The 13,671-nt window shown below is 69.3% G+C and carries 14 protein-coding genes; 5 read left to right on the top strand and 9 right to left on the bottom strand.

The window, feature by feature from the left end; all coding sequences use genetic code 11:
- Nucleotides 1-160 precede the first annotated feature (160 nt).
- The 9 genes from ABNT58_RS16480 to araD all read right to left on the bottom strand — a co-directional run bounded on the left by ABNT58_RS16480 (nucleotide 161) and on the right by araD (nucleotide 10,004).
- Nucleotides 161-949, bottom strand: a complete 789-nt coding sequence (locus ABNT58_RS16480; RefSeq protein WP_348754536.1) for an SDR family oxidoreductase — start codon at nucleotides 947-949, stop codon at nucleotides 161-163.
- Between the two features lies 1 nt (nucleotide 950).
- Nucleotides 951-2,084, bottom strand: coding sequence for a Gfo/Idh/MocA family oxidoreductase (locus ABNT58_RS16485; protein WP_348754537.1), 1,134 nt, complete (start codon nucleotides 2,082-2,084; stop codon nucleotides 951-953).
- A 27-nt stretch (nucleotides 2,085-2,111) separates the two neighbouring features.
- Nucleotides 2,112-3,242: a porin gene (locus ABNT58_RS16490; protein ID WP_348754538.1), complete on the bottom strand. Its 1,131-nt coding sequence runs from the start codon at nucleotides 3,240-3,242 to the stop codon at nucleotides 2,112-2,114.
- A 37-nt stretch (nucleotides 3,243-3,279) separates the two neighbouring features.
- Entirely contained in the window at nucleotides 3,280-4,119 is an 840-nt protein-coding gene (locus tag ABNT58_RS16495) for a carbohydrate ABC transporter permease (protein WP_348754539.1), read from the bottom strand.
- Entirely contained in the window at nucleotides 4,116-5,006 is an 891-nt protein-coding gene (locus ABNT58_RS16500) for a sugar ABC transporter permease (protein ID WP_348754540.1), read from the bottom strand. The genes ABNT58_RS16495 and ABNT58_RS16500 overlap by 4 nt, the downstream gene beginning before the upstream one ends.
- 22 nt (nucleotides 5,007-5,028) lie before the next feature.
- Entirely contained in the window at nucleotides 5,029-6,297 is a 1,269-nt protein-coding gene (locus ABNT58_RS16505; protein ID WP_348754541.1) for an ABC transporter substrate-binding protein, read from the bottom strand.
- 28 nt (nucleotides 6,298-6,325) lie between these two features.
- Nucleotides 6,326-7,393 carry a sn-glycerol-3-phosphate ABC transporter ATP-binding protein UgpC gene (gene ugpC / locus ABNT58_RS16510; RefSeq protein ID WP_348754542.1) on the bottom strand — a complete coding sequence of 356 codons (1,068 nt, stop codon included), beginning with the start codon at nucleotides 7,391-7,393 and terminating at the stop codon, nucleotides 6,326-6,328.
- Complete coding sequence (locus tag ABNT58_RS16515; protein WP_348754543.1) at nucleotides 7,393-8,187, bottom strand: HpcH/HpaI aldolase/citrate lyase family protein; 795 nt, start codon at nucleotides 8,185-8,187, stop codon at nucleotides 7,393-7,395. The genes ugpC and ABNT58_RS16515 overlap by 1 nt, the downstream gene beginning before the upstream one ends.
- A 74-nt stretch (nucleotides 8,188-8,261) precedes the next feature.
- Nucleotides 8,262-10,004, bottom strand: coding sequence for an L-arabinonate dehydratase (gene araD / locus ABNT58_RS16520; RefSeq protein WP_348754544.1), 1,743 nt, complete (start codon nucleotides 10,002-10,004; stop codon nucleotides 8,262-8,264).
- 80 nt (nucleotides 10,005-10,084) lie between these two features.
- Here araD and ABNT58_RS16525 point away from each other — a divergent pair, with 80 nt between their 5' ends.
- From ABNT58_RS16525 to ABNT58_RS16545, 5 genes are all read left to right on the top strand, one after another.
- Nucleotides 10,085-11,167 (top strand): LacI family DNA-binding transcriptional regulator, encoded by a 1,083-nt coding sequence (locus ABNT58_RS16525; protein WP_348754545.1) that lies wholly within the window; start codon nucleotides 10,085-10,087, stop codon nucleotides 11,165-11,167.
- Between the two features lie 124 nt (nucleotides 11,168-11,291).
- Nucleotides 11,292-11,879 (top strand): Abi family protein, encoded by a 588-nt coding sequence (locus ABNT58_RS16530; protein WP_348754546.1) that lies wholly within the window; start codon nucleotides 11,292-11,294, stop codon nucleotides 11,877-11,879.
- A 4-nt stretch (nucleotides 11,880-11,883) separates the two neighbouring features.
- Nucleotides 11,884-12,186 (top strand): hypothetical protein, encoded by a 303-nt coding sequence (locus ABNT58_RS16535; protein ID WP_348754547.1) that lies wholly within the window; start codon nucleotides 11,884-11,886, stop codon nucleotides 12,184-12,186.
- Nucleotides 12,187-12,303: 117 nt separating this feature from the next.
- The gene (locus ABNT58_RS16540) at nucleotides 12,304-12,843 is read left to right on the top strand and encodes a TspO/MBR family protein (protein ID WP_348754548.1); all 540 of its coding nucleotides are present in this window, start codon (nucleotides 12,304-12,306) and stop codon (nucleotides 12,841-12,843) included.
- Between the two features lie 24 nt (nucleotides 12,844-12,867).
- Nucleotides 12,868-13,671, top strand: an 804-nt coding sequence (locus tag ABNT58_RS16545; protein ID WP_348754549.1) for a DNA polymerase ligase N-terminal domain-containing protein, incomplete at its 3' end; no start/stop codon positions are given.

Below are 13,671 nucleotides of genomic sequence, written 5' to 3' on the forward strand. Positions count from 1 at the left end.
CTGGCCGTGCCCTTCGACCTGCCGGTGGCGCTGCCGCGCGGCTACTACCTGTGCTGCCTGCCCGCGCAGGCCGAGCGGCCCGCGCTGGTGGCCTTTCGGCAATGGCTGCTGCAGGAAGCGGCGGCCGACCTGGCGCGGCCGCTGGAAGGGCCGGCGCCGATCAGGTGATCACCGACTGTTGCGCGATGCCCGCATCCACCAGCACATGCTGGCCGGTCATGCCGTCGCTGTCGTCGGCGGCCAGAAAGAGCGTGGCGCGGGCCACGTGGCCGGGGTCCAGGCGCAGCTTCAGGCATTGCGCGTCCAGGAAGGCCTGGTCGGCCGCGGCGTCGCGGTGCAGCGTGGTCTGCCGTTCGGTGACGATGGCGCCAGGCACCAGCGCATTGACGCGGATGTTGCGCTCGCCCAGCTCGCGCGCCAGCGTGCGCGTCAGGCCCAGGATGCCGGCCTTGGCCGTGGTGTAGCCCGCGAGGCGCGGCCGGCCGCGCATCCAGCTGACCGAGCCCATGTTCACCACCGCGCCGCCGCCGGCCTCGGCCATCGCCGGTGCGCAGGCCTGGATGGCGAAGAAGTAGTGCTTGAGGTTGAGCGACAGCCGGTCGTCCCACAGCTCGGGCGTCACCTCCTCCATCGCATGGCGGTCGTCGCGACCGGCGTTGTTGATGAGCACGCGGATGGGGCCCAGCTCGGCGATCAGCTCGCGCAGCACGGCCTGGTAGGCCACCACGTCGCGCACGTCGCACACGCGGTAGTGCGGCGCGGCATGGCCGGCCCGGCGCAGCTCGTCGATGAGGGCATCGCCACCGCCGGGCCGGGTGCCGCAAAAGGCCACCACCGCGCCTTGCGCGGCGAAGGCCCGCACCAGCTCGGCGCCAATGCCCGAGCTGCCGCCGCTGATGAACACCACGCGCTCGCGCAGCGAGGGGTAGAGGGTGTAAGGGCGGCTCATGTCAGGCAGGCAGGTCGGCCAGCACGTCGGCCATCTGCACCGGCAGGCCGGTGTCGATGCTGCGGTGGGCCGCCAGCCCGGTGGCCACGCTGCGCAGGCCTTCTTCCAGCGTGATCTCGGGCGGCGTGCCGTTTTGGATGGCGGCCAGGAAGTGCTGGTGCTCGATGTACGAGGCGCCGAAGTGCTGGCCCGGGTAGCGGATGTTGGTGTCCCACACGCGGCGCACCGACACGCCCTGGCCGGTGCCCGAAGGCTGGCCCCAGACCTCGCGCCGGCCCCAGTCCGCGCGCCGGCCGCAGCGCAGCGTGAGTGAAGGCAGCAGCGTCTCGTAGCGGGCTTGGTCGCCCACCACCACGATGTGTTCGTTGTCCACCGAGTTCTCGGCGAACATGCACAGGTCCAGCATCGCACGGGCGCCGCTGGGGTACTCCACGATCACATAGGCGCTGTCCAGGATGTCGGGCGTGCGGCCGTCGTAGCGTTCGTCCAGGTGGTTCACCCGCTGGCCGCCGGAGGCGAACACCCGCGTGGGCCGCTCCTGCAGGATGAGGTCCATCAGGTTGAAGTAGTGGCAGCACTTCTCGACCAGCGTGCCGCCGGTGTTGGCCGAGAAGCGGTTCCAGTCGCCCACCTTGGGGTAGAAGGGCTCGCGGTGCTCGCGGATGGCCACCTGGTGCAGCTTGCCGGCGCCGCCGGCATGCACCAGACGGATCATCTCGGCCACTGGCGGCATGTAGCGGTATTCCTGCGCCACCCACACCACACGCTGGGCACCTTCGGCCACGCGCTGGCGTTGCAGCGCCAGCAGGGCCAGGCCGTCTTCGATGGTGGTGACCAGCGGCTTTTCGGCCAGGATGTGCAGGTCGGTGGCCAGCGCGGCGCGCAGGATGCCAGCATGGGTGTGGTTGGGCGTGGCGATCACCACCGCGTCGCAGGCGCCGCTGTCCAGCAGCGCCTGCGGGGTGTCGAAGACCTGCACGGTGTCGGGCAGCAGGGCCTGGGCCTTCTGGCGGCTGCCGGCGTCCACGTCGGCGATGGCGGTGACCTGCGTGCCGGGCAGGGCGCGCAGGTTCTCGATGTGCTCGCGGCCCATGCTGCCGCAGCCGATGATGCCGTAACGAAGAAGGGGTTCCATGCTCACTTCCAACACCGTGGGGTTACTTCAGAACTGGTGGGCGATGCCCACGCCGATGCCGCGCACCGACTGGCCGGCGCGCAGCGGGTTGACGCCATTGAGCGAGTTGGCCGCGTTGTCGTCGTTGGCCACCCGGCCCAGCGAGGCGTACAGCTCGGTGCGCTTGCTCAGCAGGTGGTGGTAGCCGATGCCGAAGCCGCTGGAATCGCAGGCATTGCAGTCGTCGATGCGCTTGGCCGCGTAGTTGGCCCACAGCTGGCCGGTGGGCAGCTTGAACGAGACGCCCACCATGTAGTCGTGCCCGTCGATGCTGCCGCCGCTGGCGGTGCTGGCCTCGTACTTCCAGGGGTGCACGTTGGCCCACAGGTTGAGCTCGGGCGTCACCGAATACATGCCGCCCACCATCGTCTCGGTCACCTTCTGCTCACGGCCGGTGGCGGCCACCAGGCCGCGCTTTTGCGTGTAGCCGGCGCCCAGGTACAGCGGGCCCGACTTGTATTCGGCATTGGCGCCGTACACCTTGCCGGCGTCGCCATAACCTTCACCCGCGCCCACCGCGCCGGTGACCGTCAGCCCGCCGAACGAAGGCGTCTTGTAGATCACCAGGTTGTTCTCGAAGGCCGACGAGATGCCCACCGCATACACGCCCGAAGCGGCCGAGCCGATGGTGCCGTTGGCTACCGGCTTTTGCAGCGCCGCGCTGTTCACGCGCAGGAAGTTGCTGCGCTGGATGGACTGCACCGCGCTGTAGCCGTGCAGCCGCAGCGGGCCGGCATCGTCGGCGAACAGGAAGGGCCAGAAGATGGGCGTGTACTGCCGGCCCAGGGTCACGGTGCCCCAGTCCTTGCTGCTCAAGCCCACGTACGAGCCGCGGTTGAAGAAGCGCGTGCCGCCCGCCGCATTGCCGGTGTCGGCGCTGATGCCCGACTCCAGGAAGAACAGCGCTGTCAGGCCGCCGCCCAGGTCTTCGGTGCCCCGGAAGCCCAGGCGCGAGGCGGTGTAGGTGCCGCTGTCCACGCGGCTGGTCTTGGCGCCGTTGTCGATGTGCTGCAGGCCCACGTCGACACGGCCGAACACCGTGACCGTGCTTTGCGCCATCGCGGCCGGGGCCGCAGCCGCGGCCGCCAGGGCCAGCAGCGTGATCGTCGTCTTCTTCATCCACATTCTCCGGTTGTGTGTGTTCATCCCGGCCTCCTCACCCCTTGAGGCCGCCTTGCGTCAACCCGCCCACCACGCGTTCCTGGAACAGTGCGATCAGCACTGCAATGGGCACGATGGCCACCACCAGCGCGGCCGAGATCACCGGCCACGGGAAGGTGAATTCGCCCTGGTAGAGCGAGATGCCGACGGGCAGGGTGCGCATGGAAGCGCTGGCGTTGAGCGACAGCGCGAGCAGGAATTCGTCCCAGGCATTGACGAAGGCCAGGATGCCGGCGGTGAACACACCGGGCGCGGCCAGCGGCACCACCACGCGCCACAGGGCGCCCAGGCGGGTGCAGCCGTCGATCATCGCGGCGTTCTCCAGGTCCTTGGGAATGCTCTGGAAGAAGCTCACCAGCACCAGCGTGCACACCGGCAGGCTGAGCACGGTGTAGGGCAGCACCAGCGCGGTGTAGGTGTTGAGCAGCGACAGGTGGCGCATCGTCTCGAAGATGGGCACCAGCAGCGTGACCAGCGGGAACATGCTGGAGGCCACGATGCAGGTGAGCACCAGCTGCCGGTGGCGCAGGTTGAGCCGCGCAATCGCATAGGCCGCCAGCGCCGCCACCACCAGCGACACCGCGGTGGACACCAGCGCCACCACCAGGCTGTTGCCCAGGTACTTGAGCAGCGGCTGGTCGGTGAAGGCCTGCACGTAGTTGCTCAGCACCAGCTCGTGCGGCAGGTAGGTGATGGGCTTGCGCACCAGCTCGGACTCGGTCTTGAGCGAGGTGAGCAGGATCCACACCGCCGGGAAGAAGCCGTTGACCACCACGATGGCCGCGGCGATGAGCCGCAGCGCCCGCGCGCTGAAGAGGTTCTCGGGCTGCCTCATGCACTTCTCCCGATGCGGCGCAGGTAAAAGCCGGTGACCACCAGCGACAGCAGGAACATGAACACCGCCAGCGTGGAGCCGTAGCCCACGTCCAGGTAGTCGATCGTGGTCTTGTGGATCAGCATGGCCAGCGTCTCGGTGGCATTGCCCGGGCCGCCCTTGGTCATGGTGTAGGGAATGTCGAAGGTCTGCAGCGCGGTGATGGTGCGAAAGATCAGCGCCACGATGATGGAAGGCATCAGCATCGGGATCGTGATCTGCCAGAACTGCTGCCAGCGGCTGGCGCCGTCGACCTCGGCCGCCTCGTACAGCGACTGGGGGATCATCTGCAGGCCGGCCAGCAGGATCAGCGCCATGAAGCTGCTGGTCTTCCAGATGATGGTCAGGCAGATGGCCGCGAAGGCGAACGTGGGCTGCAGCAGCCACATGCGCGCTTCGCTGGCACCCAGGCGCCGCGCCAGGTCGTTGACCACGCCGTATTCCGAGTGGAAGAACCACGCGAAGATGAGGCCGGCAAAGGCCAGCGGCAGCGCCCAGGGCAGCAGCAGCGCCAGCCGCACCGGCCACTGCCGCCGAAAGGGCAGGTTGGCCAGCATCGCCAGCCCCAGCCCCACCACCAGCGCGCCGGGCACCGTGATCAGCGTGATGAGCACGGTGTTGCGGGTGGCGTTCCAGAAGTCCTTGTCGGTGAGCACCAGCAGGTAGTTCTCGAAGCCGACGAAGCGGGCCTCGCCGCCGCCGGACAGCCGCAGGTCGAAGAAGCTGTTCCACAGCAGCCGGCCGATCGGGTAGACCACGATCAGCGCCAGCAGCAGGAAGGCGGGCGCCAGCATCAGCACGGCGAGCGTACGGTCGCTGGGATCGCGCAGGCGGTCCAGGGCGTTCATGGGGCAGGCAGGTCGCGGCTACTCAGCGCATCACGCGGCGCAGGCGGCTCTCGATCTCGGCGACGGCTTCTTCCGGCTTCTTGGTGCGGGCCAGCGCGGCGCTGACCGAGGTGCGGATGACGTCGCTCACCTGGCCGTAGTCGCGCGACAGCGGCCGGCTGCGGCCGGCGCCCACCACCGCGCCTGCGTCCTTGAACCAGGGCACGGCCTTGAGCACGTCGGCGTCCTGGTACACCGCCAGCGAGGTGGGCAGCAGGCTGCCTTCGGCCGCCAGGAACTTGCTGGCCTCGGGGCTGGCCAGGAACTTCACCAGCTTGGCGGCCTCTGCCTTGTTCTTGCTGAAGGCGCTGACCGACCACTGCCAGCCGCCCAGGCAGGTGGCGCTCTTGCCGCCGGCCACCGCGGGCAGCGGCATCACGCCCACCTTGCCTGACACCTTGCTGTCCTTGTCGGTGTTGAAGCGGTCCCAGGCAAAGCCCCAGTTGATGGCGAACACCACCTGGCCGGCCTTGAATTCGTTCACCGTGTCGGGCGTCTTCACCTCGGCCACGTTCTTCTTGATGACGCCCTGGTCCACCATGGCCAGCCACTGGTTGATGCCCTTGACGGCGGCGTCCTTGTCCAGCGTCAGCCGGCCCGCGGCATCGTTCAGCTCCTTGCCCTGGCTCCAGTAGGGCAGCAGGAAGGTGCACACCGCGCCTTCGATGGGCGCGCCCTGGATGGACAGGCCCTGCAGGTTGGCATCGCCCTCGGCCTGCTGGATCTTCTTGGCCGCAGCGGCCAGTTCGTCCCAGGTCTTGGGCTCGGCGATCTTGTACTTGTCCAGCAGGTCCTTGCGGTAGTACATGAACATCGCATCGGCAAAGGCCGGCATCGCCGCCACCTTGCCGTCGATCACGTTGGCCTGCGCATAGGCGGGCAGGTAGGGCTTCATGGCCACCGCCGGCTCGCCGACGTAGGCGTTGAGCGGTTCCACCCAGTTGGCGCCGGCGTACTGCGCCGGGTTGACGATGTCGATCATGAAGAGGTCGATCGACGAGTCCTTGGCATTGAGCACCGTGCCCAGGTACTGGCGCTGCAGCTCAGACGTGGCGCCGCCGGTCTCCACCTCGATGGTGACGCCGGGGTTGCGCTGCTGGTACTGGTCGAACAGCTTGCGCATCAGGTCGGGCCGCTGGCCCGAGCCGCCGGCAAAGGCGCGCAGCTTGGTGTCGGCCAGCGCATGGGTGGCGCTGCCGGCCAGCAGCAGGGCGGCCAGCAGGGCGCCGGTCAGGGTGCGGGGGTTCTTCATGGTGTCTTCTCCTCGTCGTCTTGTGGGGTCAGGCCCGTGCGTCACCGGTCTCGGGGTCGAACAGGTGCAGGTGCGCCGGCTGCACATGCAGCGTGAAGCGGGTGCCCGGCGCTTCGCGGAACTGCGCCGGCAGCCGCGCCACCATGTCCACCGCACCCAGGCGGGCGGTGACCAGCGTCTCGGCGCCCAGCGGCTCCAGCAGCGAGACGGTGGCCGGCAGCGCCAGGTCGCCCGGCTGCGGCGCCAGGCGCAGGTTCTCGGGCCGCACGCCCAGCGTCAGCCGGCCGCTGTGGCGGTCCAGCGGGGCGGGCAGGCGCAGCCGCAGGCCGTCGCCCAGGTCGGCATGGCCATCGGCCAGCTGGGCGCTCACCAGGTTCATCGGCGGCGCGCCGGTGAAGCCGGCCACGAACAGCGCCGCCGGCCGGTTGTAGACGGTGTCGGGCGTGTCGTACTGCATCTTGCGGCCGGCGCTCAGCACCGCGATGCGGTCGGCCAGGGTCATCGCCTCCACCTGGTCGTGCGTCACGTAGATCATGGTGGCGCCCAGCCGCTGGTGCAGGCGCTTGATCTCGGTGCGCATCTCATGGCGCAGCTGGGCGTCGAGGTTGGACAGCGGCTCGTCGAACAAAAACACCTCGGGCTGGCGCACGATGGCGCGGCCGATGGCCACCCGCTGGCGCTGGCCGCCCGACAAGGCCGCCGGCTTGCGGTCCAGCATGTGGTCGATGCGCAGCAGCCGTGCCGCGTCGCCCACGCGGCGCTTGATCTCGTCCTCGGGCGTCTTGCGCAGCCGCAGGCCGAAGGCCATGTTGTCGTACAGGCTCTTGTGCGGGTACAGCGCATAGTCCTGGAACACCATTGCGATGTCGCGGGCCCGGGGCGGCTTGTCGTTGACCACCTGGCCGCCGATGCGCACCTCGCCACCGGTGATGCTTTCCAGCCCTGCGATCATGCGCAGCAGCGTGCTCTTGCCGCAGCCCGAAGGGCCGACGAACACACAGAACTCGCCCTGCTTGATCTCCAGGTCGATGCCGTGGATGACCGGCACCTTGCCGTCGTAGCTCTTCTTGACGCCCCGCAGTTCGACCGCAGCCATCAGTAGCCCCCGCTCACGGTGCTGCCTTCGGCGGGCGGCTGGCCCAGCGCGCCGATGGCCGCCTGCGCGCTGCGCATCAGCAGCCCCAGGTCGGAGGCGATGGCGGTGAAGTCGAAGCCCATCGCGCGGTAGCGCTGCACCACCTCCACGGTGCCGCCCACGGTGCCGATGGGCTTGCCCACCGCCTTGGCACGCTGCACCGCCTGCGCGGTGATCTCCAGCACCGCCGGGTGGGTGAGCTGGGCCACATGGCCCATGGTGGCCGACAGGTCGCCCGGGCCGATGAAAAGCGCATCCACCCCCGGCACCGCGGCAATGGCTTCCAGCTGGCCGATGGCCTCGGTGGTTTCCAGCTGCACGATGACGCAAAGGCCCTGGTTGGCCGTGCGCAGGTAGTCGGGCGCGGTGCCGAAGCGTGAGGCCCGGCTCATGCCGGCCATGCCGCGCCGGCCTTCGGGCGGGTAGCGGGTGGCGGCCACCGCATCGCGTGCCTCTTCCGCGCTTTGCACGAAGGGCACCAGCAGCGTGGTGGCGCCGGCGTCCAGCACGCGCTTGATGGTCACCGCATCGTTCCAGGGCACGCGCACCACCGGCTTCATGGGCGTGCCGGCCACCGCCTGCAGCAGGTGGATCAGCTCCATCTGGTCCAGCGGCGTGTGCTCCATGTCGATCACCGCCCAGCCGAAGCCGGCATGGCCCATCGCCTCGGCCACCAGCGGGCTGGCGGACATGATCCAGGTGCCCAGCGCGGGCGGGCTGGCCGGGGTGTGCAGCAAGGTGTGAAAGGCGTTCATAGGGCGGCGGATGGTAGAAGTGCTGGGCGCAAGCAGATATGCGGTTTTATCCGCCGTTGCTGCGGATTTCGTGCTTAGAAAATGGCCGGTTCCGGGCTAGCGTCCGGCCCTTGCAGGAAGTCGAAGTCGCAGCCTTCATGCGCCTGCGTCACATGCTGCTGGTACAGCCGGGTGTAGCCCCGGGCGGCGGCCGGCGGCGGCGGCTGCCAGGCCGCGCGGCGTTGGGCCAGTTCTTCGTCGGGCACCAGCAGCTGCAGCGAGCGGGCGGCCACGTCCAGGCGTATGCGGTCGCCGGTGCGCACCAGCGCCAGCGGCCCGCCGATGGCGGCCTCGGGGCTCACGTGCAGCACGCAGCTGCCGTAGTGGGTGCCGCTCATGCGCGCGTCGGAGATGCGCACCATGTCGCGCACGCCGCGGGCCAGCAGCTTCCGCGGGATGGGCAGGCCGCCCCATTCGGGCATGCCGGGCGCGCCCACCGGGCCGGCATAGCGCAGCACCATCACCGTGGTCTCGTCGCAGTCCAGGTCGGGGTCATTGCATTGCGCCACCATCTCGGCGGGTGAATCGAACACCAGCGCGCGGCCTTCATGGCACAGCAGCTGCGGGCTGGCGGCGCTCACCTTCATCACCGCGCCATCGGGCGCCAGGTTGCCGCGCACCACGGCCAGGGCGCCGTCGGCGCTCACCGGCCGATCCAGCGGGCGTATGGTCTCGTCGTCCAGGCTGCGGCGGCCGTCGATGTTCTCGCCCAGCGTGCGGCCGGTCACCGTCATCTCGCCCAGCGACAGGTGGGCGCGCACCCGGTCCATCAGGGCGGGCAGGCCACCCGCGTAATGGAAGTCCTCCATCAGCCGGTCGCCGCTGGGAAACAGGTTGGCCAGCACCGGCACCTGGCGCGCGATGGCGTCCAGGTCGTCCAGCGTCAACGCCACGCCGGCGCGGCGGGCCATGGCCAGCAGGTGCACCGCCGCGTTGGTGGAGCCGCCCAGCGCCATCTGCACCACCGCCGCGTTGCGGAAGGCGCCGGTCGTCAGCAGGTCGGCGGGCTTCAAGTCTTCCCACACCAGGCCGACGATGCGTTCGCCGCAGCTGGTGGCCATGCGCGTGTGGCCGGCGTCCATCGCCGGAATGGCGGTGCTGCCTGGCAGGGCCAGTCCCAGCGCCTCGACGATGGCCGTCATGGTGCTGGCGGTGCCCATGGTGTTGCAGGTGCCGGGCGCTCGGGTCATGTGCGCTTCCAGCTTCACCCACTCGGGCTCGCTGATGTGGCCGGCCTGGTACTCGTCCCAGAACATGCGGGTGTGGGTGCCGGCGCCCACGGTGCGTGGCGGCTGGCCGGGCTGCAGGTAGCGGTCGCTGAGCATCGGGCCGGCGGCGCAGAACAGCGTGGGCAGCCCGGCGCTGATGGCGCCCATCACCGTGGCAGGGGTGGTCTTGTCGCAGCCGGCCAGCAGCACCACGCCGTCGATGGGCAGCGAGCGCAGCAGCTCTTCCACCTCCATCGCCAGGAAGTTGCGGTACAGCATGGTGGTGGGCTTGACCATCACCTCGCCCAGGCTCATGGCGGGCAGCTCGAAGGGCATGCCGCCGGCCATCAGCACGCCGCGCTTGACGGCCTCGGCCCGCTCACGCAGGTGGGCGTGGCAGGGCGACAGATCGCTCCAGGTGTTGACGATGGCGATGATGGGATGGTCGAGCACGTCTTCGCGCCGCAGGCCCATCTGCTGCATGCGCTGGCGGTGTGCAAAGGCCCGCATGTCGGTGGCGGCAAACCAGCGACGGCTGCGCAGCTCGGCCAATGTTTTGCGTGGGGGCATGGGGCGGTGATCCGTGTCGCGTGTTAGCGGTAACATTAAGCGCGCAACATAATCGCTGCCATTCAGGGAAACCCGATGCGATGAACGAAACAACGGCTGAGAACGGGCGCCGGCCGCGCCGCGGCCATGGACGCCCCACGCTGCACGACGTGGCCGCGGTGGCGCAGGTCACGCGCATCACCGTCTCGCGCTACCTGCGCGAGCCGCACCTGGTGGCGCCCGACACGGCCGAGCGCATCCAGGCCGCCATTGCGCAGACCGGCTATGTGCGCAACCTGCAGGCGGGCCAGCTGGCCAGTGGGCGCTCACGCATGGTGGCGGCGCTGATCCCCAACGTCGGCCATTCCATCTTCGGCGAGTCGATCCAGGGCCTGGTCGATGGCCTGCACGACACCGAATACGAGCTGCTGCTGATGCCCACCGGCTATTCGCTGGAACGCGAAGAAGCCCAGCTGCGCGCGCTGGCCGGCTGGGGCCCCGCCGCGCTGGTGGTCACCGGCCGCCACCACACGCCCGGCGCGCTGCGCCTGTTGCGCGATGCGCAGCAGGCCGGCACGCCGGTGGTCGAGATCTGGGACTGCAGCCATGCCGCGCCAGCGGCCGATGGTGCACCGGCGCTGCCGCAGATCGGCTTCGACCACCATGCGGTGGGCCGCGCGGTGGCCGAGCACTTGTTGGCCCTGGGCCACCGCTCGCTCGCCTTCGTGGCCAGCGCGGTGTCGGAAGACTACCGCGCCAGCGACCGCTGCGAAGGCTTCTTGCAGGCGGTTCAGGCGGCCGGGGCGCAGGTGCGGGTGTTCCGCGCCAATGCGGGCGACGTGTTCGACGCCGGCCGCGCGCTGCTGGGCCCGCTGCGCAGCGCCGACCATGGCCGCATCACTGCCGTGGGCGTGGCCAACGACCAGCTGGCCTGCGGCCTGCTGCTGGAAGCCCAGGCCACCGGCGTGGCGGTGCCGCAGGCGCTGTCGGTGGTGGGCTTCGGCGACTTTCCGCTGGGCAACCAGATGCGCCCGCGCCTGTCCACCGTGCGCCCGCCGCGCGAAGAGATCGGCCGCGCCACCGCGCGCGCCCTCCTGGCCGCACTGGACGCCGAAGAACCGGTGCGCGGCTGCGAGCTGCCCTGGCAGCTGATCGACCGGGGCAGCACCGGGCCGGTGGGGTGATTCGCCGTACAATCCAGCCCAACACACCCGCCACACGTCCTGATCTCGGTCAGGGTTCTGCATTCAGGCAGACGTGCAAAAGGCGGGTTTTCTTTGGGCGGAAGTTGTTCCAACCGACGGATTCTTGGCCAAGGTTCCTTTCAGCAAAGTCGCCGCGACCCCTGAGCAGTTGCTGCAGAAGTTGAAAGACCGGGGCCTTGTCGTATCGGCTGCCACCGAACCAATGGCGCTGGCCTACCTGCGCGGTGTTGGCGGTTACCGCCTCAAAGGCTACTGGTTTCATGTGGTCGATCCGGCCACCAAGCGCTTCCCCGCCGGCTACACCTTCGAGCAAATTGCAGCGCGCTGCGAGCTGGACCGCGAGTTGAGAGCGGCCACCATCGAAGCCATTGATCGGCTGGAGGTGGCCATCCGCACGGTCATGGCGAACTACCTGAGCTTGCGGCATTCACCGCACTGGTTCTTGAACACGGCCATCTTCAAGCCCACGCGCGACTGGGGCGTCGGCCAGCTGATCCGCAAGATCGAAGAGGAGGTGCGTCGCGCCGAGGGCAAGCGGTTCGTCGCGCACTACTTCAACCGCCACGACGATCCTTACCTGCCGCCAAGCTGGTCCATCAGTGAGTGCGTGACCTTCGGATTGTGGTCACGCACCTACGCCATCCTGCGCGACGCGCGACAAGAAGGCCATCTCCAAGCGCTTTGGCGTTGATCAAGTGGAGGTGTTCCAGTCGTGGATCCACACGCTGACCGTAGTCCGCAATGTGGCGGCGCACCATGGGCAATTGCTGAGGGTGCGGCTGGGAGTGGCTCCTGCCAATTACAAATCTGCCGGCATCAAGTTCGCAGATCAAAAGTCGTTCTATGCAGCCGCGACCGTGGTGCACTTCCTTCTCGTCCAAACAGGTCTGCCGCATCGTTGGAAGGCGGAGTTGACGGCCATCTTCCAGCGGTACCCGGACGTCGAGCCGGCCGAACTCGGGTTTCCCGCGGGATGGACGACACAGCCAGGCTGGTAGACGCCAGCCTGCGTTCTCACACTCGCGGCTGCCGCCCGTCCTACAAATGGTTGCGTTTGGCGCCGACGGGTGGCACGCCGCATGCCGGGCGATAGTCGCGCAAAGGCTGCCACCACCATGACCACCACCGCCACACGCCCCTCACTGCCCCCGATGCGCCGCGGGCAGGACCTTGCCGAGCCGCTGGCGCCCTGGAACAGGCCCACGCGCGCCGCCCGCTGGTGGAGCATGGGCGTGCCCCTGCTGCTGGTGCTTGTGGGCAACGGGTTGCTGTTCGCCACCGGCACGACCGGTGCCGACCCCGCCTTCAGCAGCCTGCGGCTGGCGCCACCGGGCTGGTTCGTCGGGCTGATGTGGGCATTGATCTTCCCGATGTGGGGCTATGCCCGCTGGCGGGTGTGGCAGGCCGGCGCCGTCGGCCGCCGCGCCGCCCGCTGGGTGGTGGCTTTGATGGCCTGGGGCCTGGCCTACCCGGTGCTGACGCTCGGCTTCGAGACCGGGCTGTCGGCCGTCGCGAACGTCGCCTCCCTGGCCTTGGTCATCATGACCACCCGTCGCGTGTGGCGCGCCCATGCGCCGGCGGCGCGCTGGCTCTACCCGTCGATCCTGTGGATCGGCTTTGCCACTGCGCTGGGCCTGGCGGCCTGGTGGCGCTGAGGCACGGCCCATCCCATACCGCCCATGGCCGACCCGCTGCAGCGCTACCGGGACAAACGCGACTTTCGCGCCACGCCGGAGCCGCAGGGCGGCCAGGCCAGCGGCGGCGACCTGCACTTCGTGATCCAAAAGCACGCGGCGCGCAACCTGCACTACGACTTCCGGCTGGAACTGGACGGCACGCTCAAGAGCTGGGCGGTGCCCAAGGGCCCCAGCCTCGACCCGCATGAGCGGCGCATGGCCGTGGAGGTGGAAGACCACCCGCTGGACTACGCCAGCTTCGAGGGCACCATTCCGGAAGGCCACTACGGCGCCGGCCAGGTCATCGTCTGGGACAACGGCACCTGGCAGCCCGAGGGCGATGCCCGCGCCGGCCTCGCCGCCGGCAAGCTCAAGTTCCGGCTGCATGGCCACAAGCTGGCCGGCCGCTGGACCCTGGTGCGCATGCGCGGCCGCGGCAACGAGCGGCAGACACCCTGGCTGCTGATCAAGGAGCACGACGATGCGATGCGGCCGGCGGCCGAGTACAGCGTGACAGAAGCCGAGCCGGGCAGCGTGCTCAGCGACGCGATGATCGGCGCGGCGAAGGCGGCCACCAAGGCTGCGGCCACCAAGAAGGCGGCCAAAAAGGCGCCGTCGAAGCCCGCCGCCAGCACCAGGACGAAGGTCGCGACACCGAAGCCCGCCAAGACGGCTCAACGCACCACCGCCCCGCGCGTGCGCTTGCCCGAGGCCCTGGCCCCGCAACTGGCCACGCTGGTCGAAGGCGTGCCCACCGAAGGCGAGTGGCTGTACGAGATGAAGTTCGACGGCTACCGCCTGCTGGCC

This window comes from uncultured Aquincola sp. (assembly GCF_964001545.1).
GTDB lineage: Bacteria > Pseudomonadota > Gammaproteobacteria > Burkholderiales > Burkholderiaceae_C > Aquincola.